Source organism: Bacillus sp. GM2 (assembly GCF_056155945.1).
This window is the reverse complement of the sequence record NZ_JBRKSZ010000007.1, coordinates 1,645,923-1,669,579: the sequence shown is the minus strand read 5'-3', so window position 1 is coordinate 1,669,579 and position 23,657 is coordinate 1,645,923. Positions and strand designations below refer to the sequence as shown.

27 protein-coding genes and 1 pseudogene are annotated in these 23,657 nt (G+C 38.5%); 24 read left to right on the top strand and 4 right to left on the bottom strand.

Features of this window, described 5'->3' with window-relative positions; translation table 11 throughout:
* The first annotated feature begins 278 nt into the window (after positions 1–278).
* Together ACVC9U_RS09455 and ACVC9U_RS09450 are read left to right on the top strand one after the other, a co-directional pair.
* Positions 279–746 carry a DUF6323 family protein gene (locus tag ACVC9U_RS09455; RefSeq protein WP_075754518.1) on the top strand — a complete coding sequence of 156 codons (468 nt, stop codon included), beginning with the start codon at positions 279–281 and terminating at the stop codon, positions 744–746.
* Between the two features lies 1 nt (position 747).
* A complete protein-coding gene (locus tag ACVC9U_RS09450; protein ID WP_075754520.1) occupies positions 748–2,184 on the top strand; it encodes a DUF6179 domain-containing protein in 1,437 nt (478 codons plus the stop codon).
* A 124-nt stretch (positions 2,185–2,308) separates the two neighbouring features.
* Here ACVC9U_RS09450 and ACVC9U_RS09445 read toward each other — a convergent pair whose 3' ends face one another.
* Together ACVC9U_RS09445 and ACVC9U_RS09440 are read right to left on the bottom strand one after the other, a co-directional pair.
* Positions 2,309–2,626, bottom strand: coding sequence for a hypothetical protein (locus ACVC9U_RS09445; RefSeq protein ID WP_075754522.1), 318 nt, complete (start codon positions 2,624–2,626; stop codon positions 2,309–2,311).
* 544 nt (positions 2,627–3,170) lie between these two features.
* Positions 3,171–4,025, bottom strand: a complete 855-nt coding sequence (locus tag ACVC9U_RS09440) for a manganese catalase family protein (RefSeq protein WP_075754524.1) — start codon at positions 4,023–4,025, stop codon at positions 3,171–3,173.
* 1,433 nt (positions 4,026–5,458) lie between these two features.
* On the opposite strand from ACVC9U_RS09440, the gene ACVC9U_RS09435 reads away from it, so the two are divergent.
* From ACVC9U_RS09435 to ACVC9U_RS09395, 9 genes and pseudogenes are all read left to right on the top strand, one after another.
* Positions 5,459–5,947, top strand: coding sequence for a cation:proton antiporter regulatory subunit (locus ACVC9U_RS09435; protein ID WP_006636982.1), 489 nt, complete (start codon positions 5,459–5,461; stop codon positions 5,945–5,947).
* A 16-nt stretch (positions 5,948–5,963) separates the two neighbouring features.
* Positions 5,964–7,187, top strand: coding sequence for a cation:proton antiporter (locus ACVC9U_RS09430; protein WP_075754528.1), 1,224 nt, complete (start codon positions 5,964–5,966; stop codon positions 7,185–7,187).
* 1,465 nt (positions 7,188–8,652) lie between these two features.
* Positions 8,653–9,633: pseudogene (locus tag ACVC9U_RS09425) on the top strand (alpha/beta hydrolase family protein).
* Between the two features lie 77 nt (positions 9,634–9,710).
* Entirely contained in the window at positions 9,711–9,932 is a 222-nt protein-coding gene (locus ACVC9U_RS09420) for a hypothetical protein (RefSeq protein WP_075754530.1), read from the top strand.
* Positions 9,933–10,034: 102 nt separating this feature from the next.
* Positions 10,035–10,631 (top strand): SAM-dependent methyltransferase, encoded by a 597-nt coding sequence (locus ACVC9U_RS09415; protein WP_075754532.1) that lies wholly within the window; start codon positions 10,035–10,037, stop codon positions 10,629–10,631.
* A 105-nt stretch (positions 10,632–10,736) separates the two neighbouring features.
* On the top strand, positions 10,737–11,216 hold the full coding sequence (locus tag ACVC9U_RS09410; RefSeq protein WP_075754534.1) for a DUF4944 domain-containing protein: 480 nt from the start codon (positions 10,737–10,739) through the stop codon (positions 11,214–11,216).
* 33 nt (positions 11,217–11,249) lie between these two features.
* The gene (locus ACVC9U_RS09405; RefSeq protein ID WP_075754536.1) at positions 11,250–11,849 is read left to right on the top strand and encodes a GNAT family N-acetyltransferase; all 600 of its coding nucleotides are present in this window, start codon (positions 11,250–11,252) and stop codon (positions 11,847–11,849) included.
* 136 nt (positions 11,850–11,985) lie between these two features.
* A complete protein-coding gene (locus tag ACVC9U_RS09400) occupies positions 11,986–12,462 on the top strand; it encodes a Rok-like winged helix domain-containing protein (protein ID WP_441390688.1) in 477 nt (158 codons plus the stop codon).
* A 113-nt stretch (positions 12,463–12,575) separates the two neighbouring features.
* Positions 12,576–12,746 carry a hypothetical protein gene (locus ACVC9U_RS09395; RefSeq protein WP_167564591.1) on the top strand — a complete coding sequence of 57 codons (171 nt, stop codon included), beginning with the start codon at positions 12,576–12,578 and terminating at the stop codon, positions 12,744–12,746.
* A 352-nt stretch (positions 12,747–13,098) separates the two neighbouring features.
* On the opposite strand, the gene ACVC9U_RS09390 is transcribed toward ACVC9U_RS09395, so the two are convergent.
* Positions 13,099–13,719, bottom strand: a complete 621-nt coding sequence (locus ACVC9U_RS09390; protein ID WP_075754540.1) for a hypothetical protein — start codon at positions 13,717–13,719, stop codon at positions 13,099–13,101.
* A 548-nt stretch (positions 13,720–14,267) separates the two neighbouring features.
* Here ACVC9U_RS09390 and ACVC9U_RS09385 point away from each other — a divergent pair.
* The 4 genes from ACVC9U_RS09385 (at position 14,268) to speG (ending at position 16,156) form a co-directional block, all read left to right on the top strand.
* Positions 14,268–14,852 carry a TetR/AcrR family transcriptional regulator gene (locus ACVC9U_RS09385; RefSeq protein WP_075754542.1) on the top strand — a complete coding sequence of 195 codons (585 nt, stop codon included), beginning with the start codon at positions 14,268–14,270 and terminating at the stop codon, positions 14,850–14,852.
* 80 nt (positions 14,853–14,932) lie between these two features.
* Positions 14,933–15,265, top strand: coding sequence for a DMT family transporter (locus ACVC9U_RS09380; RefSeq protein WP_020451572.1), 333 nt, complete (start codon positions 14,933–14,935; stop codon positions 15,263–15,265).
* Between the two features lie 2 nt (positions 15,266–15,267).
* A complete protein-coding gene (locus ACVC9U_RS09375; protein ID WP_075754544.1) occupies positions 15,268–15,585 on the top strand; it encodes a DMT family transporter in 318 nt (105 codons plus the stop codon).
* Positions 15,586–15,613: 28 nt separating this feature from the next.
* Positions 15,614–16,156 carry a spermidine N1-acetyltransferase gene (gene speG, locus ACVC9U_RS09370; protein ID WP_441390684.1) on the top strand — a complete coding sequence of 181 codons (543 nt, stop codon included), beginning with the start codon at positions 15,614–15,616 and terminating at the stop codon, positions 16,154–16,156.
* Between the two features lie 38 nt (positions 16,157–16,194).
* Here the strand turns inward: speG and ACVC9U_RS09365 are convergent, their stop codons facing one another.
* Positions 16,195–16,551: a YxeA family protein gene (locus tag ACVC9U_RS09365; RefSeq protein ID WP_075754546.1), complete on the bottom strand. Its 357-nt coding sequence runs from the start codon at positions 16,549–16,551 to the stop codon at positions 16,195–16,197.
* A 214-nt stretch (positions 16,552–16,765) separates the two neighbouring features.
* On the opposite strand from ACVC9U_RS09365, the gene ACVC9U_RS09360 reads away from it, so the two are divergent.
* From ACVC9U_RS09360 to wrbA, 9 genes are all read left to right on the top strand, one after another.
* Complete coding sequence (locus ACVC9U_RS09360; protein WP_237562720.1) at positions 16,766–17,170, top strand: hypothetical protein; 405 nt, start codon at positions 16,766–16,768, stop codon at positions 17,168–17,170.
* Positions 17,171–17,291: 121 nt separating this feature from the next.
* A complete protein-coding gene (locus tag ACVC9U_RS09355) occupies positions 17,292–18,092 on the top strand; it encodes a DUF2935 domain-containing protein (RefSeq protein WP_075754550.1) in 801 nt (266 codons plus the stop codon).
* A 442-nt stretch (positions 18,093–18,534) separates the two neighbouring features.
* Positions 18,535–18,720, top strand: a complete 186-nt coding sequence (locus ACVC9U_RS09350; protein WP_237562722.1) for a GNAT family N-acetyltransferase — start codon at positions 18,535–18,537, stop codon at positions 18,718–18,720.
* Positions 18,721–18,736: 16 nt separating this feature from the next.
* Positions 18,737–19,039, top strand: a complete 303-nt coding sequence (locus ACVC9U_RS09345; RefSeq protein ID WP_075754552.1) for a hypothetical protein — start codon at positions 18,737–18,739, stop codon at positions 19,037–19,039.
* A gap of 328 nt (positions 19,040–19,367) precedes the next feature.
* Positions 19,368–19,973: a TetR/AcrR family transcriptional regulator gene (locus ACVC9U_RS09340; RefSeq protein WP_023857600.1), complete on the top strand. Its 606-nt coding sequence runs from the start codon at positions 19,368–19,370 to the stop codon at positions 19,971–19,973.
* Between the two features lie 187 nt (positions 19,974–20,160).
* A complete protein-coding gene (locus tag ACVC9U_RS09335) occupies positions 20,161–20,616 on the top strand; it encodes a MarR family winged helix-turn-helix transcriptional regulator (RefSeq protein WP_075754554.1) in 456 nt (151 codons plus the stop codon).
* Between the two features lie 462 nt (positions 20,617–21,078).
* The gene (locus tag ACVC9U_RS09330) at positions 21,079–22,017 is read left to right on the top strand and encodes a ring-cleaving dioxygenase (RefSeq protein WP_075754556.1); all 939 of its coding nucleotides are present in this window, start codon (positions 21,079–21,081) and stop codon (positions 22,015–22,017) included.
* 21 nt (positions 22,018–22,038) lie between these two features.
* On the top strand, positions 22,039–22,647 hold the full coding sequence (locus ACVC9U_RS09325) for a flavin reductase family protein (protein ID WP_075754558.1): 609 nt from the start codon (positions 22,039–22,041) through the stop codon (positions 22,645–22,647).
* Positions 22,648–22,848: 201 nt separating this feature from the next.
* Positions 22,849–23,463, top strand: coding sequence for an NAD(P)H:quinone oxidoreductase (wrbA, locus tag ACVC9U_RS09320; protein ID WP_059231975.1), 615 nt, complete (start codon positions 22,849–22,851; stop codon positions 23,461–23,463).
* Positions 23,464–23,657 lie beyond the last annotated feature (194 nt).

Sequence of the window (23,657 nt, the reverse complement as noted above, 5' to 3'; positions counted from 1 at the left end):
AAGTAATACAACAATTTTAACAGAATGAAGTATAAGCAGATAAAAATTTTGAAAGAAATCTGTTGAGTTGAAGGGGAATGAAAATGGGGCTTGAGGAATAAAAAGCTGATTTAAAAGGGAAAGAAACAATGCTGCTGAAAAACAACTATTGACATATGTAAGTAAATAGAATAAATTAATGAATGTTAATAAAAAGTAAACTAATTTTATTGTAACACACAAGAAATAAAAAGTCAATGTTTTTTTAAAAAAAGATGCTTTTGAAAGGAAGAGAGGTTATGAACTTATCTCGTTTTTTGAATTCCATTCAATTATCCCCTCAATCAAAACCTATGATGGAACTGCTTGAATTAAATGAAAAAACAAAAGAGCATGGCCTGATCTTAACACCCAGCGATATAAAAACATTAATCGTTTATAGAAATAAAGTGCTTCATGATCATGGGCGTATAGAGCTGGGGATTGAAGTACTAAAGGAATTAATTGAGGTGTTTGCTGCTTCGCCCTATATGGATGAGGATAATTATGTCGAAACGTTAATCGAGCTTCAGGAGATTTTTTATTATCTCAGAAATGAAACAGAAGATAAGATAGGGGACATGAAACTGATTCATCAGATGATGGAGTGTTTTAACGGGCCTTCTGCCGGGTCTTTAGAGATATTAAGAAGTAAAATGGAGGAACTCGCGGAGTGTTTCAGAAGAGATACGATGAGAAGTGAGTCTTTATATAAAGGTGATGAATAACATGGACTTAGATAACACTTTAAATCGCTATGATTTGGTTTCAAATTTTACGATTGATAAATCAAAGTTAAAGCAAAGCCAATATATGTTGTCGCTTCTAAAAGAAGGCCAAAGTGTTGGAGTTATTACCAGCGAGAAAGCTTACAAGATACAGGTAGAGATTATGCAAATCCTGCAACGATTGATTGGCCAGTATACCAAAGGGGAAAGTACGTCGGTTACTACAGAAACGGCGGAAGGGATTATGGTTTCTCTCATGTATGCAATAGATGCTTATGCTCTCCATTTTGAGAAACCTGAAGAGGCCATAGTATATTTACATTCTGATAGTATAAAAAAAATATATACCAAAGGTGTCGAATTACTTCACTGTTATTTTGAAGAAGCTAAACAATTGTATCAAGACGTAAAAAAATTAAAATTAGATGTGCCTGTTGATGCTTATCATTTAACCATTGACGAATCGTTACCTGTATTTATGAATCATTATAATATTATTTTTGAAGCTCAAAATACGATGGCGAGCATTGACTATCCTTTAGCCATTGATAACATGGAACTGCAAGGTGTTTTTTATATTAAACAGTATTTAGAGCGACTGCTGATAGAAACGAGATTCTGTCACTTTTTTAACCATCACGATTTAATGTATATCTTGACAAACTTCGGGAGAATATGTCGCTTTAATTATCGCATAGAACTTTTTAATATTTTTGAGTTAATGATAAACAATGCTGTTTTTTCACTGCTATCCGGGGGCGAAGCCAATCAAGTCAGAATTTCTGAAGTTCAATATGACAGGTTGAGTCGGTTGTTAAGTGATTGCCATGCTGAAAAAAGGGCAAACTTAATTAACGAAGCATTTGATCGGTTACAACGGGATTTAAAGACAGATCAAACGATTACTGATTATATCAATTTGTATCGCAATGAATTTATTCAAAGGGTAAATAACGCTGCGGAAATTGATGGCTTCAAAATGTTGATCATCAGAGAAATTGAAGAGAGAGAAAAACCAATAGCCTTAATGTTAAATGAAAATGATCGCATGAGTGATATTGAAATTCGGAAATTGGTGGATTGCATCATGGAAAGAGAGAACACAGCAGAAAAAATATCACTGATCCGCGATCATTTTGTTTCACTACATGATTATTTGGATTTGCTAAATTCGGGATGTCTGTTTGACGACGAATATGACGCACTTTTTGCTACGTTTGGGAATTTTGAATTGGCCATTTTTGCGAAAATTGTATTTTATGAAGAATTAAGAGGGGGAATTCTCAATTTCATTGACATTGTTGCTGACTGTGTTGAAGCAAAGAGCGAGTGGGAAACATATTATATGAAGTTTATTAAACAATTAGAAGATGAACGCATTGCAACCATTGGACACCTGATCAATGATATTGACTATGAGGAGATATCGTTTTATTAAGTAAAGACGTTATTAAAAGTTCTTTTAAAAAGGAGAGTCTAAAAAAAGACGGAGATAAATAACAGCACTCGATAAATGCAATCTCATCCCGCTAAGGAAAGTTTTTTCAATACAACTTAAAAGCTTAAAGTAACTCTACTCCAATTTGCTTAGTGAATTTTACTTTTATTCTCTCTTCTTCTCTAATACTTACAACCATGAAGTCTTCAACTTTCTTAATGCTAGTTACGTTTTGAAAAACACCTGTAAATACTGCGGAATCTTTATAGGTTATATCCAAGCTACAAGTTAGTTGATAAACATCTAGCGTTAAAATTAACTTGAAGTTTTGATTATCTTTATAAGTATAAATCAATTCGCCGGCCTCTGGATCATCAGCTATACTGACTGGCTCGATCTCAAAAAGTTCCAGTAAATCATATTCATTATATTTTATAAACATCCAACTGACTCCTTAAAAATAGTGATATTACTGTAATAGCGTCTCTATTTTCACTTGAAACTACTTTAACCTCTTTTGTTTCAAGGAAAAAGCATAATAATGAATAATTTAATACTAAGGATTTAGTTATAAACAAATTTAAAACGGAAGTTTTTGAAAAAGCGAAATAGTAATAACTAAAATTGATAAAGAGCCCAAAGATATCAAAGATACAATTTTTTGGTTGTTTTGCTTTTTTGAAGGTTTATTTAGTTCACGGGTTAATGCACCCCATAAAAGCATGGATGCTAAAATAATAATACTCATATACATTTAATCCGCCCTTTCTTTCATTGTCATCGATTTTACCACATTTAGGATTGAGATGTCGATGAAATATGCATCTCTATATCATTTCATTCGCTAATTTTTTAATCATGATATAGAGAGTGGATAGTTCACAAATGATTTAAAGCAGCCTTAAAATTCTATATTAACGAATAAGCATAATCAATCAAAATTAAAGGTGCTCAAGAGATTTCTTGAGCACCTTCATACATCCTGATCAGGCATTCATATCGCCTAATCCGGGACTGTGTTCATTCGGTATTTCCGGAAGCACCGGTACAGGAAATCCTGCCGGAGGGTCTGTTACTTGTAACTCTCCGCCATTACGGCTTGGAGATTTCCCTTGATAGATTTCTCCGATTCTTGTCTCATCCAACCTGAAGTTAAACAGGGCATTGTGGTAGCCTAATTCAACAAACTTTCTGCACTCGGGATATTTATTAATGTCGTAATTCGGCACAGGAAAAAGGTTCGCCCAGTCAACTCCCAATGTCTCGAGCGCTTTAGCAAACGCATTTTGGTGAGCATTGTCGCGTACAATAAGAAAAGCAAGGGTTTCCCGAAATGTCTGATTAGAGCTCATTTCATAAATCCTTGTTTTTTGCAGCACGCCTGTCGACTCAAGAAGCAAGTTATCCAGCAGGTCGGCGATTAAGTTTCCGTGGTTATACACCCATGACCCATTCCAAGGATTTCCTCCTGCATCAACGGGAAGTGAACTTTGCGCCCCAATAATATAATGATGAGGATTAGCATTTTTAATCGCTTCATTGAGAGGAGCCTGATCTGCACCTTGATTGCCGACTCCTTCGCCGCCTGATTCATCTAATAAAGCATTAATTGTACTTTGCACTAGTTCAACGTGAGCAATTTCCTCTAAGAAAATGCCCCGGAGCAGGTCACGGTATTGTTTCTGTTCTCCCCTGAAATTTGAGCTTTGAAAAAAAAACTGCATCATCGTACGCATTTCTCCAAAATGTCCGCCCAATATTTCCTGCAACACCTTAGCGGCTGCCGGGTCAGGCTTGTCCGGTTTAATGATATTTATCAGTTCCTCTTTGTAGTAATACATAATATACCTCGCTTCTTTTAAGTGATTGATTTCTTATATCATTTGTAAGAATAGATAAAATATACAGATATTCTCTTATCAGTAAGAAATAAATCAACAATGAAAAAATCACAAATAAAGCACGAAAAGTATATAAAAACAAGAGAGTCGGCAAAATAATTCTTATTCGAAACCCACTTATGCCAATTTTTCGAAAGGATACAAAAAACGACGAAGTTGATAGACGGAATGGGCGGAATGATGCAGCCCACAAAAAACCCCCTAGATTTCCAAGGATTTCATTGTTAGTTAAATTGGTCACGAAATGGTCACATCGATCATAAAGTCTGGATTTTCGTTGATAGTTCATTAGAAATGGGTTTTTATAGCCAGCGGCTAATTATTTGCAGATTAAAACTTAGTTCAAACCAAATAACCACAAGAAAATCAGCCCTTCATAACCAAAAATCGGAAGATTGGTTTCTTTTAGAAAAAGAATTTGCTATGTTGTTTTAAAGGAAGAGAAATTTTTTGAAATCATAAGTTCAGTCATGTCTGTCGTAATCGTTTCTTAGAAATCTTAAACAAAGGTGTAGACTCTGGTCAATACACATTCATACTAAAAAAACAGCAATTTTCCAACACGAGCTACATATTTTATTTCGCATTCTATGCAAAAGCTCTCTTGAAAAAGAGCTGCTTATTAAATTCCAACTTGTCAATTGCTGTTCATTTTTTTGCCATAATTTCTGACTATCCGCTATGTATACTGCATTTGGCGGATCATCATAAAAGGGAATGCTTTATATCAATCATATCATCGTCATCAAATCAATTGTCGATTTATGTAAAGTGTATCAGATTCTACAATCAACAAATTAGCATTTGCAGCATCCGAAACTGAGCTTAAATTTTAAAAAGTGTTCAACCAGGTTCTTTTTGCATGTAACTTCAGTAAGTTTATCAAGCAACTGTTCCTGAATCTCTCTACAATTACCCAAAATTACCCGTTAATCCAGATGGAATCCTGCGATTAAGCGAGCATTTGAGAGAAAATCGTATAAAACCGAGGGAGGCGAAGTAACTTTAATCAAGTGTTGGCTAATTACATAATCTTTGGCGTTTGCATTGTTACAAAACAATACTATAATGGTATTGAGTGACATGGATCGAGAAGGTTAATTAAGCAATATATGTAAATTTAGTTAATTTTATAAAATATGTAAAAAAGTGTTTGAACGTTCTTACCTTCTTTATTGTCTTCACATATAAATATTAAAATTATTTGAATAAGAAGGGGCAATAGGGAAGGAGGTTTCTTTCGAAAGCGATTTTATCATTCGCCCTTCTGAGTCGATCAAATGTCTTTGGAATTAAAGAAAAGCAAAATTGAAGTCAATCTTTAGAATAGCCCTAACCCATATCCATTATTGTTTTCAGAGGAGGAATATTAAATGAACATTCGGGAAATTGAGCTTCCGGGAATTGGATATAAGTTTGAGATCTTTACAAAAAATCAGGATAAGTTGGTCATTGTAATCCATGATGACGGCCGCAGAGAAATTTATCATTTTGATGCTGACGATCATGAAGAGGTTTTGGTCAGTGCTACTTTTAACGATTCTGAAGCCAGAAAAATTGCAAGTATATTAGGAGGTATGGCATATAAACCTAAAGCTTTAGAAACTGTAGAATTTGCCTTTGACGATACAATCATTGAATGGTATCAAGTAGAACCCAATGCACCCGCTGTAAATAAAACCATTGGCGAAATTGATATTAGAAATAACTTTGGAGTTACTGTTATTGCAATTAAGAAAAAAAACAGCAAAAAGTCACACAATCCGGGATCTGATACAGTTATTGAAGCTGGCGACACATTGGTTGTTTCAGGAGAAAGACAGCAGATTAAAGAGTTAATTAAAAAGCTGTTATCAACATAAGGAGTGGAGATTAAAGATGGATCACTTAGTATTTGAAGTTGGTACGGCACTTGTTATAGTTGCGATTGGAGCTGTTGTTGCAAACAGACTAAAGTTTTCAATCATCCCCTTTCTAATTATTCTTGGGATGATTGTGGGCCCGCATGCTCCGACGATTGGGATCATTGATTTAACATTTATCGAAAGTAATGAGATTATTCAATTTCTAGGCCGAATAGGTGTGCTTTTTTTACTTTTCTATTTAGGGCTTGAATTTTCCGTTGGCAAACTGGTCAAATCAGGGCAAAACATCGTAGTAGGCGGCAGTATCTATGTGGCCATCAACTTTATCTTAGGTCTTCTGTATGGATTTATCACAGGCATGCCTTGGATGGAAACGCTCATTATTGCTGGACTGCTTAGTGTATCTTCCAGTGCGATTGTAGCCAAAGTTCTTGTCGATTTAAAAAGAACAGCTAATCCCGAAACAGAGCTCATCCTGGGGATTATTTTATTTGACGATATCTTTCTGGCTTTATTTTTAACAACTGTATCAGGAGTTTTGCTTGCAGGTTCTACATCTTTTCTTGGTATCTTCACCTCCGTACTTATTTCTGTTGCTTATATGTTACTGTTCTTTATTATCGCACGAAAAGGAGCCTCGTTATTAAATAAATGGTTAAACATAAAATCAGATGAAATTTTTATTATTGTGATATTTTCGATCTTATTTTTTGTTGCGGGATTTTCAGAAACTCTTCACGTGGCAGAAGCGATTGGTGCCTTATTGTTAGGTTTGGTTTTTTCTGAGACTGAGCATCGGGATCGCATTGAACATCTTGTTGTTCCATTTAGGGATTTCTTTGGGGCAATTTTCTTTTTCAGTTTTGGATTAAGTATTGATCCATCAACATTAGCTGATGCCATTTGGCTGGCATTAGGTGCAGCTGTACTTACGATAATAAGCAATTTTGTGGCTGGAATGATTTCTGGAAGGAAAGCGGGGCTATCCCATAAGGCCTCTACTAATATCGGATTAACCATCATGGCTCGGGGAGAGTTTTCTATCATCGTAGCAAATTTAGGGGTCGCTGCAGGATTAAATCCTATTTTAACGCCTTTTACCGCGCTCTATGTTCTCATTCTGGCAGTTTCAGGACCACTTATGGCAAAAGAAAGTAAGAGTGTTTATAAACATTTAAACAAAATTTTCAAGTGGAGCAAACCTGCGGAAAAGAGCAAAATGAAAACACCCAATTAATCTATATGCCAATCTTCCTAAGTGGCAACAGTTATTTCTCTTAAACTCACACGATCAACATAAAATTCCCATTGGTCGCTTTCCTTCAATAAAAATCAGCTTCTTTCTTCTTTAAAAAAGCTACGTTGCTTTGCACTATTGGAGTGAGAGCTGCAGCGGATGACTTCACATGCACATTTTCCTTTCTTTTGTTTTATAGAATCTTGAGCTGATACATTCGGGCAACCGAGGGCTTCTTACGATCCTGCTTCCGTTTCCTTGAATCTGCAAATTGTTAAGAATTTCAAAGTAATGCCGCAATAGAATGTGAAATCATTCTCATTAATATTTTGGGGCATATTGCTTGCCATAATTGGGACGTGAAGCAATAATTATTTCAATTTGTTTTGTCAAAACAATATCAGAATAGAGAGATGCTGCGAAATGTATAATGAGCAAAACATATATTATGTGAAATTGCTAATCAAAAATTCACATGAGAATATTACCACAGGTGGCTCTATACAGCAATAACACCAGCTCTCAAGAAAACTGGTGCGGGGAAGAGGGAAGGAGAAATGCGGCAATTACAGCGTGTATTGATCTTGATTTGGAACCTTTCGCCAGACACGTTTATAGCTCCTTAATCATTACAATTTTTTATTTTACTTGCTGCTTAATAATTATTCCCTTTCTTATATAATAGAACTAAAGAACTGCAGGTGCCTTTGGTTACTAGAAAGGCGGATACAAATCGAAATGTTAGACATCACCCTACTAATATGCAGTAAATTAAGCTATTTGTTTGGCATTTTAGAACGGTGAAACTGCTGATCGTAAATGGATTTAAATATTTATTTTATTGAAATATAAGGGAGTAAATTATGTTTTTAATAGGTTTTACCTTGGCGTACTTTATAAAGCAGCCGATATTAAGTTTTGGAACGGTTTTTCTTTTCATCTATGGACTTAGATTTTCTTCCAAAGGTATGAATGCTGAAAAACATGATTACTATATCAATCTATACAGACATATATTTTGCTTTATAATACCTTTCCTTAACTTTTTTATGTATTGGTCAACGATAGGAGGTAATGCGGGATTCGGGTTTACATTTAGTCCGCTTACCCTCATGCAAAAGCTGTCTTTCTTATTACAAGTTATTTTGATATTCTTACCGAAATTCGCAAATTTTAATTCATATTGATGAAAAGAAGCAAAAATCAGCATCAGCTTTTTATCCAATTGCTTTAATCCTAACAATTTGAATGGCATATCGTTAAGGATCTTAAGCAATGGCGTTACTCTACATAAAAAATTGCAGTATTGAAAGTTGCGCAAAGGGAGCGGTAAGAATTTAAAAGTAGCTTGTGACACTTTTTAAAAGTTAATGAAACTGACTGAAGCTGCAGGGAGCCCCTCTTTTTGGCCGAACGTCCTTCAATAAAAAAGCACCATTACTTATACCAATCAGGAGGACAAAAAGTGTTTTTTGCAAAGATGATCGATCGTTTAGCGTTATATGATTTGCACAGGAAAAGAAGTAAAGAAAAACATTTTTCCGCTTTTTCATTGGATTCGATTGACAGGGACGAATTCTATCAAGCAAAAGCGGCTGATGTCTCCTTTATTCTTCATGAAGCGAGAAAAAACTATTTGGCTGGACATTTCAGCTATGAATCTATCATTCCATCCGGGGACCCTGTCAATGATAGTTTAAAAGGCGAGTTTTTTTAAAATAAGAATGATATAGATCAACCTAATGTTATTTTTGTACACGGCTGGCGAATGGATTCATACGACAGAATAAAAAAGATATTTCATGAGCGTATGATGAACGATTTAGGCTGGAGCATGTACTACTATTCTCTTCCGTATCATTTTGAAAGAGAGCCGGAACATTCGCTTTACAGCGGTGAATTGATGATAAGTGCGAATTTGAATCGTACAGTTGAATCAACAAGACAAGCTGTCGTGGATTTACGGGCGCTCATTCACTGGATCAAAGCAAATAAAACCAGTCCTGTTATTATTGTGGGCGTTAGTTTAGGCGGGTGGATGACAAATTTACTGGCTGCCCTTGAGACTGAAATCGACATCGTGGTCTCGATATTTTATGCGAATCGTCTTTCTTACTCGATATGGAATACCATCCCGGGTAAATTCTTAAGAGAAGAATTAGAACAGCACGGTGTGACATATGAAGATTTAAAAACATATTGGGAAATTACAGATCCCAGCCAAGCTGTGCCGAAAGTTAACAAAGATAACATTTTGCTGATATCCGCCGTTCATGACGAATATGTTCACTTAGAGGATGCTGATAAGTTGTGGGAAAGCTGGGGGAGACCCGAAAGACATCTTTACAATTGCGGCCATGCCGGAATTGTTCTTTGTCGTAAAAAGCTGGCATTAGATACGATTTCTTTCATCCGAAAAAAATTAAAACAGCTTTATGAGGGATAATTTCTTTAATTTATTAATAAGCTGACAATTTTCAAAATGTTCTAATAGGAAGTTTTCTTTTTACAGGAGGTTTTTTTATGTACTTTGTTTCCGGATTTGTTTCAATTTTGCTGGGTCTATTAACGCTGTTTTTCTTACAGGTGTTATCTGTTGCTTTTCCTCATTATATAATTGATGCAGATGGCAATAGTGAAGCTTCAGTTTATTTTCAATCATCTGTATTGTTTTATCCTGTATTGCTTCTCATTTTAGGCGTCATCATGATCATTGTTCATTTGCGGACAAATGATAAGGATTAATTCGAAGGTGAGTATCCAGTTTGACTGCGAATTGATGCATCATCTAAAAGAAGCGGGTATATCATTGATATGAAAGCATCTAAAAAAAGGAGAACAAAAACGATGAACTTTTGGCACAAGCGCTTTCAAGATGAGAACTATGTGTATGGAACGGAACCGAATGCGTTTTTGGCAGATTCGCAGAGAAAACTTCAATTGTCGGGTGATGCTTTAGCTATTGCAGAAGGTGAGGGGCGCAATGCGGTTTTTTTAGCAGAACAAGGGATGAACGTCACTTCATGGGATTATGCCGAGTCAGGGTTGGAGAAAACGAAAAAGCTTGCTGAAACCCGTCATGTATCGGTGAAGACGGAGCTTGTTGACTTAAATAAAGCGTCTTGGAATCAAGGGCAGTGGGACGAGATTGTTTGTATTTTTGGACATTTTCCAGAAGAGCTGCGCCGCAAAACGCTTCTGGGAGTAAAAAAAGCCGTAAAGCCCGGGGGCTTTTACGTGACAGAAGTGTATTCGACGCACCAAATCCCTTACAAAAGCGGCGGGCCGCAGGATCCGGAACTTTTATATACACCGGAAGAATTTTTGCAGATTTTTTCAGATTGGCGTATTGTCCACTTTTTTATGGGGGAAGTCGTTCGCCATGAAGGGGATTCGCACAACGGCCTGTCCCACGTCATTCAATTTATTGGGCAAAAACAATGAATTCTGCCGGGGAAATCTCATTTTAAAAAGGCGCCGTTCATGGCGCTTTTTTTGCGTAACCTTTTCACCCCCATTACTACTAATGCAGTGAAAGCGGGGGAAACGATGAAAAACAACAATGGACTCAAACGGCTGCTGATGATCAGCGCAATTCTGCTTTTCATTGGCGGAGGATATGTCAGTGCAATGATCTTCGGAAAGAAAGTGGTGTATGAAGGAAAGGGGGAAAGCGGTCTGTGGCATGCTTCGATTGAGAAATTAGATAAAACGTCAATCGGACCTAATTATTTTTTGAATTTATATTGGGATGGCGCGAAAGAAGATGCGAAAAGAACGATTGTGAAAACAATCACCTTATACATAGACGGCAAAAAATATGATGACAGAGGAGAATACGATCTTTCTGAATATACCGGAGAGGAAATGGATGGCGGAGGCCATATGGAAGATCATATCGCGACTTTTGATTTTATGCCTGAAGAGGATGTCATCGGGCATGCGTTATCAGTCAAAGTGGAGTGGAAAACCGGAGATGAAGAGGACGCAGAAATAATGAAATTAAACAAGATACCGTGGTATAAATGAAACGACAATCACTGAATAAGGAAGTGATTTAAAATGAATGAAATTGAGATCAGAAGGCCGCAAATTGACGACGTTGAAGAGCTGAATCAGTTTTTCAGAATCGTAGTCGAGGATACTTTTGCTAAAGAGGGGATATCCGATCTGCTTGATGATCAAGAAAGTGAAATTGAAAGTAAGAGGAAATATTTGAAAGCAGACTTAGACAGCAAGGGGAAAAGCCGGCACTTTTTTATCGCTTCAGATCAACGTCTGAATAAAATCATCGGTACAATTGAATATGGTCCTGCCAGCGAATTGATCGATATTTGTACGGATGGGGCTTTAAAGGATTTATATGAGGTAGGAACGGTATTTGTCCACCCGGATTATCAAAGACGCGGAATCGGGACTTTGCTGTTCAGCGTTATGTTTTTGACCTTTCTGAATCGGAGAGTGAAGGAATTTTGTTTGGACAGCGGCTATCCCGGTGCACAGAGAATATGGAAGAAGAAATTCGGCGAGCCTGACTATGTGCTGAAGGATTATTGGGGGAAGGGATATGATCATATGATTTGGAGGAGACGGACGAAGGATATGCCGATTGATACAAGAATATCTGTCATGCGGTCGGTACTGCCCATAGAGGAATCATGAACGTAAACATCCTTTATATTCCATATATGTTTTAACCATAAAAAGAACTTTTCTTGAATTTATTTTTAAATAAATTGTTAAAGTTAAAAAAGTCCTATAAACTAGAATGGAATCTTAATTTTAGGATGTGGGAGATATGTTCGACGAAAGAGAAGCGTTGCGTTTGAGACTTGAACAGCTAGGTGATGCGGAGATTCAGGTGATGCGGGAATTGCGAAAAGAACGACAGGACATTTATTCGAAGCTGCATGAATTGGATCGGGAGGGTGATCCCGCAATTAACAAAAAATCTTCATTAATCGACTTGGCAAGCGCTGCAGCAGAGGAATTAAAACAATCCCAAATTGCCGCTGACAAACATCCGCCCATCAAGACTCCATCTCATACTATTTTCCAATCAAAAACAACCATACAACGTGAGGCTGCCTTAAACATTTTAAGCCGCTATGAAGAGGGCTTGAAAGGCATTAAGCTTAAAACTGAAATCGAGAAAGAAACCGGCTTTCCGATTAAAAACATGACGACATTTATGAAGAGCTTAATGAAACATCGCCCAGAAATTAAAAAACCTGCCCACGGCCATTATATTCTGCATAAAGAAAAAGACCTTTGAGGCTAATTCCAGATTCATATTGTCATAAATCAGAGCGGAATCTTTAAAAATTGAAACCAAACAGCACTTATATTGTATAGTTAGCTAAAATCAATGCAAGGGTGTTCTACATGTTGGATAAAAAGAAATACTTCATGATTATGGTACCGGCTTTAATTTTAGCGTTTTTATTTCAATTTTTTGTTCCCGCAGAGCAAGGGTACTTGGGGATTGTGTTTATTTTAGCATGCGGGGTGATTTACTATCTTTGGGTACATATAGAAAAGGACAAACAGAAAGATTGAGCGCATCCATTGATTTGTGAATCCATTAAAAAAACGTCTATATAGACGTTTTTTTGTTATTGATATCCATTGTTAGCCAACCTGCTGGGCGGGTAACCGACTGAGCCGGTAAACAAATGCTCAAGCAGCCGTTTCTCCCAGATTTTATCGATCTTTTAACTTTAAGGCGTAAGCTTTGAACTGTTAAGAGCTTTGATACTTAAGCTGTAAACGCTGAACGCTGAGCTTTGAGCTTTTATCTCAATGTTGGCACAGCGTCTCTTTGGCTGTGCAGATGAAATAAAAGGAGGGAGTTACCTTTCCCTCGGAAGGTGTTTAGTTTTATCGGTTTTCGGTTGGCTAACAATCGGCCTTAATCGATTTTGATTTTGGTGAGTGTATTGCTCTCGGACAATGCAAAGTCAACTTCCATTTCAAAGTCCTCGATCTTTTTTGACAAGGAATCGATCTTCTCTTTTAGATTCAGCGGATCGATGATTTTTGCTTCATTTTCAGCGAGGAAAGATTTGACGATTTCCTGGTTTTCAGCCGCTTTTACTTTGCCGTCTTTTCCGAAAAGAGTCTCCAGATGTTTGTCCAGTCTTTCTGTTACTTTTTGATTGACGCTGTCGGCCTCGTCGACTAAATCAGCGTACACTTCTTTCAGCTTATCCAAAAGCTGAATGTCGTAGCTGATGGAGGTTTTTCTTTCGATGGCTTCAGCCACGGTCATCTTGACTCCGGCCACTTCGATTTTGGTCGTCGCGTTGGATACAACAATGGCAGACTTAATGGCATTTCGCCTTTTGATTAAGGCTTCAATTGATTGATAATCGGCTTTCGCCCTAGTTTCCAAGTCTTCGGTTGTCCGAAATCCGTTTGGCAGTTTCTTTCCGATCATCAAGCCTCCGAATGTGCTCTCATTTACGGCCCGCTTGATTCTTTTATCCAACATTTTGAGTTCGCTTAGTGCTCTGGTGATCGTAAGTTCCATTCTATAGCCCCTTCGTAGTTTTTATATTTAAAAAAAGCTCTTTATTTACTCTTTAGAGTAATGATTATATCATATTGATTTTCCAAGTGTTATATTTTGTGTATATATTTTCATGAATCATAATAGTCCAATAAGATTAATAGAAATCTGTAGGAGGTCTAATCGATTGTTCGATTTGCATTGCATTTCTCTTTAAACTGAACAGGGAGATCAGCAAAAAAACTTTTAGCAAAAGAAAAGCTTTGCTGAGGACTTTTCCCAATGCCTATTGTTTGTCTTTGTTCCGTTTCACTGCAAAACATACAGCGAGGACGGCTGCGATAAGAGAGGCAGCTCCGCATGCCAGCTTGATCAGCGGTTTCAACAATATCAACTCCATCTGTTTTGGTGTATGTGTAAAGTATAAAAGGGATTCATATCCAAAGACAGCTTATGCTTAAGATTTTAAAGAAATTTTAAGGAAATAAGTCCTGCGCCGCCCGGTTGACAATGAAAAGCCGCTCCACTAAAATGAATGATAGTCATTCATTTTTAGGGGGGTCTGCAATATGCCAAAGCAAACGTCCGGGAAATATGAAAAGATTTTGCAGGCGGCCATTGAAGTCATTTCTGAAAAGGGGCTGGATAAGGCGTCGATTTCAGATATCGTGAAAAAAGCAGGTACTGCGCAGGGCACTTTTTATCTTTATTTCTCATCCAAAAATGCATTGATTCCCGCAATTGCGGAAAATCTTCTGACACATTCTTTGGACCATATTAAGAGCAAGGTCGACGGAACCATGTCTTTCTGGACCGCCTTGGACATCATGATCGATGAGACGTTCAACATGACAGAACTTCATCAGGATATAATCGTTCTTTGCTACTCAGGTCTTGCCTTTGACCATTCGATGGAAAAATGGGAGGCGATCTATCAGCCTTATTATTCCTGGCTTGAAGGACTTATTGAAAAAGCAGTTGAGAAAAACGAGATTATTCCGGACATCAATGTGCGCTGGACGGCCAGGACGATTATCAACTTTGTCGAAAACACAGCGGAACGTTATTACATCGGGGCGGAAAAAGACGAAGAGCTCAGTGTGTTCAAAAAAGAAATATTTACTTTTCTAAAGAGAAGCATAGGAACCAAGTAAAAAATGACCGGCTGCTGCTGTTCATTTTTTATCGGCCTAAAAATGACTGACGTTCATTCACAAGAGGAAGGGTGTTATCATTGAGTTGGCTCCTCGTAATTATTGCGGGTTTTTTGGAAGTGGTTTGGGCCTCAGGTCTTAAACATGCGGATTCCTTCGCCGATTGGCTGATGATCTTTGTACTGATCGCGGCAAGTTTTCTCATGCTGATACGATCTTACAGGAACATTCCGATGGCGTCGGCTTATACCGTATTTGTCGGGATCGGAACGGCCGGCACATATGTGACGGGTGTTTTTATGGGCGAACCCTTTTCAGGAGGGCAAATATTTTTTTTGATCGTGCTATTGGGAGGCATTATTGGCATGAAGATGTTTACAAAAGAGAACAATACCCAGTCAGGGGGTGATTGATAATGCCGTGGATATTTTTGGTGATTTCCGGAATCGAAGAGGTCATTGCCGCCATCGCTATGAAATATGTAGACGGCACAAGAAAAAAATGGCCGATTATTGTCATGGTGTTGGGGTTTGCTTTGTCTTTTTTCTGCCTTTCAAAAGCCATGCAGGCACTTTCAGCCGGTGTTGCCTATGCCGTTTGGACCGGGATCGGCAGCATCGGCATTACGGCAGTCAGCTTATTTTGGTTTAAGGAGCGTATTCGTGCTCCGCAGCTCATTTCACTTGGCTTTATTATAATCGGGGTGATCGGCCTGCGCCTTACATCATCTTAAATTTTAATTTATATTGGAGGTTGCTGATATGTTCAATCAGCTTAAATTGCGTCCGCTCGAAAGAGAAGACCTTCCGTTTGTCCACCGTCTTAACAACGATGCGAAGATTATGTCGTATTGGTTTGAAGAACCGTATGAGACTTTTGTTGAGCTGCAGGATTTGTTTGACAAACACATTCATGACCAAAGCGAACGGCGCTTTATCATAGAGAAAGAGACTGAGATGATCGGATTGGTTGAGCTGGTCGAAATTGATTATATTCACAGACGGGCGGAGTTTCAAATCATCATTGATCCCGAGCATCAAGGGAACGGGTATTCGTCAAGCGCAACGTATTTGGCGATGAACTACGCGTTTTCCGTCTTGAATTTGCACAAATTGTATTTGATCGTCGACGAAGATAATGCAAAAGCGATTCACTTGTATAAAAAGGCAGGGTTCACAATCGAGAGCGAGCTGCAGGATGAATTTTTCGTTGACGGCTATTATCGTAACGCTATTAGAATGTGCATTTTTCAGGATGAATTTTTATCACTTAAAAAAAACAAAAAGGAAGGCATGCAAGGATAAAATAAAGAGATGGCGGCGCCATCTCCCTGCATGCTTTTTTAATTTTCCACACCTAATCGATCTTTGGCTTTGGCGGGAATATCGTCTTTTTCAACCTCTTCCCACGATTTCACGCCTTTATTTTCAGAATAGAAAAGCCGTAAAAACGCGCCTGTGCGAAGGTTTTTATCAGCTGTGAATTCCATTGTTTTTTCTTGACCGTCTTCATCAAAACCGGCCAGTTCATATTTGAAGACGGAGTATTCCTCGCCGTCGTCAAACTTCGACGTGTCTTCCTTCCCGTTTCCGGTAATGTGAACATAATATTCGTCTGTTCCCACACGGTTTAAGTTACATCCGCTTAATAATGCGGTAAATATGATCAACAGGCTGATCCATACGATATGCTTTTTCACAATTTCACCTCATTTATCATTCTAAGATTCATTGTCTGATAAAAAAATCGAATAACGTGACATGAACATTACACTTTTGTAAGGGATCGTTCGGCACACTCATCCGGAGACGGGAGATTAAATTTCAATATCCTTTTTATTCAATAAAGTTAATAATATGGAAAAAGGGAGGGGCGCCAATGAAAAAAATTTATTTTTGATGGTGTTTTCAATCATGACGGCCTTCGGTTTTCATATTCAGCCTGCTGATGCTGCGGTTACAAAAGATGAGAAAAAGACGACCATGACAATGACTGAAGATCAAGTGGGATTTTTTATGGCGGACAGCAACAATGTAAATTACTACCCGACATGGCTGTATTATAAGTTTACGATTTTTAATGCAGAAGGCTGCACACTCAACATCAAGCTGCAGAGAATCACGTTAACAGGACATGCGATCACTTTAAGCGAGAAAGAGTTTACGGGAAATCATCTTCATTTAAGTGCTGCAGATAAAGTGAGCGGGACGCCGCACCGCAATCATTTCCTGGATATCACAAAAGTGTCGGGCTGCGGAGATGTTGGAATTACAGGCTTTTACGGCTTTGAGCATCAAATACCGGACTACTCATCATAAAGAAAACGGGATGACGTGCTGCCTCCGAATCTTTATTGATCAGCTTCTATTTGCATGATCATATTTTGGGCTTGCAGCGAATAGCCATATTGAAGAATGGTATTTAAAGGGAGGCGCAAGCTTGAAAACTTATAAGGAGACGGCCGTTTTCGAACATAAATTTTGGCTTCAGGTTTTGGGTGATCATGCGCGTTTTATTTTGGATTCTTTGGCTGAAAGGGAAAAAGAAGATATTCAAAAGGCGAAGCAGTTCAAGCAGACGTTTGATGTTTTGCTGAAAAAAGTGAATGCTTCGCCTGATTTGTATTCATTAACGCTTGAAGCTGAAGAATATGCCCTGCAGTTCAGGAAATTTAAACTTTCCATCATTAAAAGGCACCTGACAGGCGATATTAAAATTCACCTTTCTCCGACTTTTATCAACCATATGGTAAATGAACTGGAGGAATATTTGCTTGTGCTTAAATACTTGAAAAAACGGGAAGTGCCGCCTGTTTTCCATGAGCTGCACCACCATATGCTGTGGCTGATGGATGCCGCCGGACATGCTGGTGCAATTGCCGATGACCTGGATGCGGTGGAAAAACGTTTGAAAGAGAAGAGCAGGGAGTTTGTCAAACACTTTGAACAGTTCTATATTAAATCCGTTGAATTGACGGGGTATCTCAGAGCGAATGTTGAATCTTTTCCCGCTCTCAGAAGGATGAATAAAGACGTGAAGCTTGAGATCGAGCTGTTTCGTACCTTTTTGAAAGAAGTGGAGGAGCTGGAGCTTACAGATCAGATGCTCGGTACGTTCTCTGCGCTGATGGCAGACCATATGATGAGGGAAGAATGTTATTATTTAATGAAAATCGCCGAATCGACAAATACGCAAAAACCTGCGTGCGACCCTGCGAAACCGAGGCTGCTTGAAAAGTAATGCCGGCGGTTTTGCTATTTTTTTTAATGAAGCCGCGAATCGATCTTGGCACCTGCGGTTTGCACAGCCTTTTTTATGCGATTATAATTCAGAATATATAGATAATCTAAAAACTGTTTGGAGGGCTTTTTCTTGCAAGTCAGAAAATGAACAGCTTTAGATGCAGAAAACGATCTGAAGCTTTGTGAAACGATCGATGAAGAATCTGAATTCATGCTGTTTGAACCAGGTGAACGAAAGCTTCAGGCACAACGGCAAATCAAACAGATCCAAACCAGCGTGTGTGAAGTTTTTGTTTGTGCGGTTGATGCCGGAAGCTTAGTCTGATATGTTGCAGCAGTCAGAGGACAGGTTCAGAGAACACGCCACCGCGCCCATATCATCATCGGCATACGCCAAACATATATTGGACAAGGTATTGGAGTAAAGCTGTTTTCAGGCATTGGAAAAATGGGCCTGTGAAGAAAAGCTTCATAGACTTGAACTGACTGTCATGACCCATCATACAGCCGCCGTGCGTTTATACAAAAAAATGGGTTTTATCATTGAAGGCACTAAAAAGCACGCTTTGAAAGTAAAAGGACAATATGTTGATGAATATGTCATGTCCAAATTAATCAACGAATAGCAAATGGAGGTTTCAAATGAAAGACGGGTGCCATCAGGCCATCGCCGCTGTCAGCTACTACAAAACAGAACGGACGATTGATTTTAACCGGCAAACCTATACAAAAAAGCAGAATCAAATGTACTTGTACAACGATAAAATTTTAACTGCAAGCCGCCAGTATCGCCTTGAGCACGTCCACGATGTATCATACAGACCTTTTTCCGAGGCCGGTTTGCTTTACCTCCACACGAATCAGGGGGTATTTGCTTATGAAGTGAATGCGGACCCCGGGTATTTCATAGAGGCTTTTAAAAAACAGAAAAATCCAATTAAATAAATTGCAATATATATGAAGTTTTTAGCAGTAAATGCTAGAATGAATGTTGGGAATTTTGCAAGGAAAGGAACATGCGGCTACCGGCCTGTTAGGGCGATCGACCTTGTTGACTTACCGGGCTTATGTCACTTGGCGGTGTTTATATGTGACTGCTATGCTTGATGAAAGAACGTCCGCGCAGGCTGCAAGTGTATGTTTGAGCAAAAGATTTTAAGCGTCTTTTTCCAATTTTCTTTAACATAACGAGTCCTTGACGTTCCCAGTATATCTCAATACATAGGCGGTTTACCTTAATTAGTGAAGTAAGTAGAGAGGACAGGACAGCTTAATGAAAAAGAAGACACAGAATACGGTTCAAAAGATCGTAGAAGCCGGATATCATCTGTTCGCCCAAAATGGATATTCGGCAACCTCTGTAGATGAAATTATGAAAGAAGCCGGTTTTTCTAAAGCTACGTTTTATTTGTATTTCAAGTCAAAGGAGATGCTGTTTCTCCATATTATGAATGAGCAAATGGAAGATCGCTTTCAAACCAGCATGAATTGTTTTCGAAAAAAGACGCTGAGGGGATTGCTCGCAGGGATTGAACACTTGATTCAAACATCAAATAAAGAGCATTCGACAGCTTTATTTTTGGAATTTATGGCAAATAGTCATAGATATCCTGAGATTCAAAGAAAAGTAGCTCTTCTGTATGAGCAGTGGAGAGAGTTTTTTGTTGAACTGATCGAGCAGCTCCAGGAAGAAGGCATCGTTCAGAAACAGCTCAATCCGAAGGTGATGGCCACCACGCTGATTGCAATCTTTAACGGATACAACCATCAACACCACGCGGATCCCTCGATTAATAAACAGGAACAGCTTCAGTCCATTATATTCTTGCTGAATCCGAAGCTGCATCTCCAGATAAAAGACAAACTATTTCATGCATGACAAGACTTCTGAAACAGCCGGCGCTGCCGACCTTGAGTCGGCGGTTTTTTGTGTTAGATTCGAATCCTGCTTCGTCAATGGTACGCCCAAATCAATGAATCCGTTTAACAATATTAAAAAGTTGACACAAGCAAATCGTTATTATACAATTATCTCGAATTCGAGATAATCAAAAAGGATGAATACCGTGGGCAGTCAAGATATGGAGAGATACGAAGAGGAGTTGTCTTTAAAGGCATTTATTGTCTTGTCTCGTGCACTGCAATCGATTAAAAAGCGTGTGGAAGAGGACATTAAATGTTTAGGACTAAACCCAACTGAGTTTGCTGTTCTAGAATTAGTTTATAGTAAAGGTGATCAGCCGATACAAAAAATAGGCGAAAAGGTATTAATCGCAAGCAGCAGCATTACCTATGTTGTAGATAAGCTGGAGAAGAAAAAGTTAATAGAGAGAAGGCCTTGTCCTAAAGATCGCCGTATAACATATGCTGCCTTAACGAATGAAGGAACTGCACTGATGAACAACCTTTTTCCAAAACATAAAACAGCTATGAAAGGTATTTTCGGCGGGTTAGACATAAAAGAAAAAGAAGTTCTAATTGAAAAGTTAAAAAAACTTGGCTTCCATGCCCAAAGCATGTAAATTTTTTTATAATAATATCTCGAATTCGAAATATATGAATTCATGATAATGAGAAATAAATATTGATCTGGGTATTCTATTTCTGAACAGGAGCTTAATGACATAACAAGATCCTAAGCTCATCAGCAGTCATCATCGTTTTGGATGACAAAAAGGCTTTTCATCAAGCAAAAGAAATCTACGAAGGTTGAAAACTGCCCGGAGTCCTAAGTAAAAAAGATACGATGATATGGTTGACGATACGATCAATCCAGAGAGTAGAATTTCAAAGGGATGAAGCCATCAGGAATGGCTCATGGCTGCTAAAGAAAAAGGCAGGGATGCTTGTCCATTGGTTTTGATCTTTTAAAGAAGGAAAAAATAGAAAGCAGAAAAACCACGGGGATTTAGAAAACCTGTAAATGAATTTGTAACGTATATCTCATCATAAAGCTATGTTTCATGAAAGAGGAGTGAAATGGAATGAAAAAGAAAACAAGCGGAATCCATCACATTACAGCGATTGTCGGCCATCCGCAAGAGAACGTGGATTTTTACGCTGGCGTTCTTGGTTTACGTTTAGTAAAAAAAACCGTTAATTTTGATGATCCGGGAACATACCACCTCTATTTTGGCAATGAAGGCGGGAAGCCGGGAACGATTATTACATTCTTTCCTTGGGCAGGTGCCCGTCGGGGAGTCATTGGAGATGGTCAAGTGGGAGTGACTTCTTACGTCGTTCCTAAAGGCGCGATGGCTTTTTGGGAAAACAGATTAGCAAAATTCAATGTGCCTTATACAAAAATGAACCGTTTTGGAGAGGAATACTTAGAGTTCGATGATCCTCATGGTCTTCATCTGGAAATTGTCGAAAGAGAACAAGGGGAAAAGAACAGATGGAAAGTAGGGGAAATAACACCGGACAATGCAATCAAAGGATTTGGCGGAGCAACACTGTTATCCAAACAACCGGAAAAAACGGCTGAATTATTAGAAAAGGTCATGGGGCTTGAAAAAGTTGGAGCAGAAGGAGATTTTGTACGTTTTCGTTCTGCTGGTGACATAGGAAATATGATTGATTTGAAATTAACAACTATAGGAAGCGGACAAATGGGGACGGGTACAGTTCACCATATTGCCTGGAGAGCCATTGATGACAATGATCAATTGGAATGGCAAAAATATGTTGCGGAAAACGGATACCGTGTTACACCTGTGCAAGACAGAAATTATTTTAACGCGATTTATTTCAGAGAACACGGGGAAATCTTATTTGAAATTGCAACAGATCCACCAGGATTCGCCCATGATGAATCATATGAAACAATGGGAGAACAGTTAATGCTGCCGGCCCAGTATGAACACTACAGAGAGCAGTTAGAAAGAAGATTAATTCCTGTAACAGTGAAGGCGCTGGATTAATTTTTGTAAGGAAGTGATTCGATGCTGTCCATTGATCCCAATACAAAAACAGAAAGAGAGAACTACAAGTTTTTAATCGGGAGTATTATACCGAGACCTGTTGCATTTGTTACAAGTTTATCAGAGGAGGGCGTCTTAAACGGAGCTCCTTTCAGCTACTTTAATATTGTATCTTCAAATCCTCCGATGATCTCCCTTTCTATTCAACGTTTTGAAGGGGGCCAAAAGGATACAGCGAGAAACATTTTGAACAGCAAAGAATTTGTGGTCCATATCGTTGATGAACAAAACGTTGAAAAAATGAATTTAACGGCCGCCAGCTTACCACCAAGTCAAAGTGAAGTTCAGTTAGCGGAGTTGACCCCCGTTGAAAGTGTGAAAGTCTCGGTGCCGGGCGTGAAAGAAGCAAAAGTGCGTATGGAATGTGTTCTGGAGTATTCATTAGAGTTGGGAGATAAGCACTCTGACGGATGCGATTTTATGATAGGCAGAGTCGTTCAATATCATATCGAAAGCGGCATCTATGAAAGTGGAAAAATCGATCCAAGAGGCCTCGGCGCCATCAGTCGTTTAGCCGGGCATGATTACGCAAAGATTGGCGAAATCTTCACCAGAAAAAGACCGAAGTAATATAACCATCCATAATATCTTGAAGTTGAGATTTATTAAATTGAAATGTTTTAAGTTTATTCTAGCAAGGAATAATAATGGCAGCGAAACACTTCAAGGAGGTGGTTCTTAAAAGGTTTGCCGAAAAGAAAACAAAAAAGCAGGTGTTAAAACATGGGATTTTTAGACAAATTATTTAGAAAATCAAAGGAGCTGGATCATATGTCAAATGTAAAATTAGCTGTAGTTTTTTATAGTATGGGCGGAACAAACTATCAATTAGCCAAATGGGCTGCAGAAGGAGCAGAAGAAGCAGGTGCTGAGGTCAAAGTTTTAAAAGTACAAGAATTGGCTCCGCAATCAGTCATTGAGGGAAATGAAGTGTGGAAATCCACTGTTGATGCAACAAAGGACATTCCAGTCGTATCCTCAGAAGATATAGAGTGGGCAGATGCTATAATATTCAGTACACCAACACGCTTTGGTAATATGGCATCCCAAATGAAACAGTTTCTTGATACACAAGGCGGACTTTGGGCAAACGGCAAGACAGTTAATAAGGTTGTAAGCGCAATGTCCTCTGCTCAAAATCCACATGGTGGTCAAGAAGCAACAATCTTGTCCTTATATACTTCAATGATGCACTGGGGAGCTATTATTGCTTCTCCTGGATACACTGATCCTGTCCTCTTCGGGGCTGGCGGAAATCCATATGGAACAAGTGTTACAGTCGATCAAAACGGGAAGATGATTGAAGACGTGGAAGCTGCAGTGAAACATCAAGCTAAACGCACAGTGACAGTAGCTGAATGGGTTAAAAAGGGCAATCAACAATAATTGAAATTTAATATTTTTAAAAGAGCCAAATGATTGGCTCTTTTTTTAGTATGTGCTCAGCTTATAGTTGGTTCGCCATGCCGCTTCTTTTATTTGATGTCTTCATTTGACTGTGAACACGCCATGATATATGCGGCATAAAGAGTAAGATATCCGACATATCCTAAAACGATGCCATTGATTTCGCAAGATAA

What these genes read in the sequence shown, in the direction of transcription:
- ACVC9U_RS09455 (WP_075754518.1), top strand. Translation starts at nt 279, where the DNA reads ATGAACTTATCTCGTTTTTTGAATTCCATTCAATTATCCCCTCAATCA.
- ACVC9U_RS09450 (WP_075754520.1), top strand. Translation starts at nt 748, where the DNA reads ATGGACTTAGATAACACTTTAAATCGCTATGATTTGGTTTCAAATTTT.
- ACVC9U_RS09445 (WP_075754522.1), bottom strand. Translation starts at nt 2,626, where the DNA reads ATGTTTATAAAATATAATGAATATGATTTACTGGAACTTTTTGAGATC.
- ACVC9U_RS09440 (WP_075754524.1), bottom strand. Translation starts at nt 4,025, where the DNA reads ATGTATTACTACAAAGAGGAACTGATAAATATCATTAAACCGGACAAG.
- ACVC9U_RS09435 (WP_006636982.1), top strand. Translation starts at nt 5,459, where the DNA reads ATGAACATTCGGGAAATTGAGCTTCCGGGAATTGGATATAAGTTTGAG.
- ACVC9U_RS09430 (WP_075754528.1), top strand. Translation starts at nt 5,964, where the DNA reads ATGGATCACTTAGTATTTGAAGTTGGTACGGCACTTGTTATAGTTGCG.
- ACVC9U_RS09420 (WP_075754530.1), top strand. Translation starts at nt 9,711, where the DNA reads ATGTACTTTGTTTCCGGATTTGTTTCAATTTTGCTGGGTCTATTAACG.
- ACVC9U_RS09415 (WP_075754532.1), top strand. Translation starts at nt 10,035, where the DNA reads ATGAACTTTTGGCACAAGCGCTTTCAAGATGAGAACTATGTGTATGGA.
- ACVC9U_RS09410 (WP_075754534.1), top strand. Translation starts at nt 10,737, where the DNA reads ATGAAAAACAACAATGGACTCAAACGGCTGCTGATGATCAGCGCAATT.
- ACVC9U_RS09405 (WP_075754536.1), top strand. Translation starts at nt 11,250, where the DNA reads ATGAATGAAATTGAGATCAGAAGGCCGCAAATTGACGACGTTGAAGAG.
- ACVC9U_RS09400 (WP_441390688.1), top strand. Translation starts at nt 11,986, where the DNA reads ATGTTCGACGAAAGAGAAGCGTTGCGTTTGAGACTTGAACAGCTAGGT.
- ACVC9U_RS09390 (WP_075754540.1), bottom strand. Translation starts at nt 13,719, where the DNA reads ATGGAACTTACGATCACCAGAGCACTAAGCGAACTCAAAATGTTGGAT.
- ACVC9U_RS09385 (WP_075754542.1), top strand. Translation starts at nt 14,268, where the DNA reads ATGCCAAAGCAAACGTCCGGGAAATATGAAAAGATTTTGCAGGCGGCC.
- ACVC9U_RS09375 (WP_075754544.1), top strand. Translation starts at nt 15,268, where the DNA reads ATGCCGTGGATATTTTTGGTGATTTCCGGAATCGAAGAGGTCATTGCC.
- speG (WP_441390684.1), top strand. Translation starts at nt 15,614, where the DNA reads ATGTTCAATCAGCTTAAATTGCGTCCGCTCGAAAGAGAAGACCTTCCG.
- ACVC9U_RS09360 (WP_237562720.1), top strand. Translation starts at nt 16,766, where the DNA reads ATGACGGCCTTCGGTTTTCATATTCAGCCTGCTGATGCTGCGGTTACA.
- ACVC9U_RS09345 (WP_075754552.1), top strand. Translation starts at nt 18,737, where the DNA reads ATGAAAGACGGGTGCCATCAGGCCATCGCCGCTGTCAGCTACTACAAA.
- ACVC9U_RS09340 (WP_023857600.1), top strand. Translation starts at nt 19,368, where the DNA reads ATGAAAAAGAAGACACAGAATACGGTTCAAAAGATCGTAGAAGCCGGA.
- ACVC9U_RS09330 (WP_075754556.1), top strand. Translation starts at nt 21,079, where the DNA reads ATGAAAAAGAAAACAAGCGGAATCCATCACATTACAGCGATTGTCGGC.
- ACVC9U_RS09325 (WP_075754558.1), top strand. Translation starts at nt 22,039, where the DNA reads ATGCTGTCCATTGATCCCAATACAAAAACAGAAAGAGAGAACTACAAG.
- wrbA (WP_059231975.1), top strand. Translation starts at nt 22,849, where the DNA reads ATGTCAAATGTAAAATTAGCTGTAGTTTTTTATAGTATGGGCGGAACA.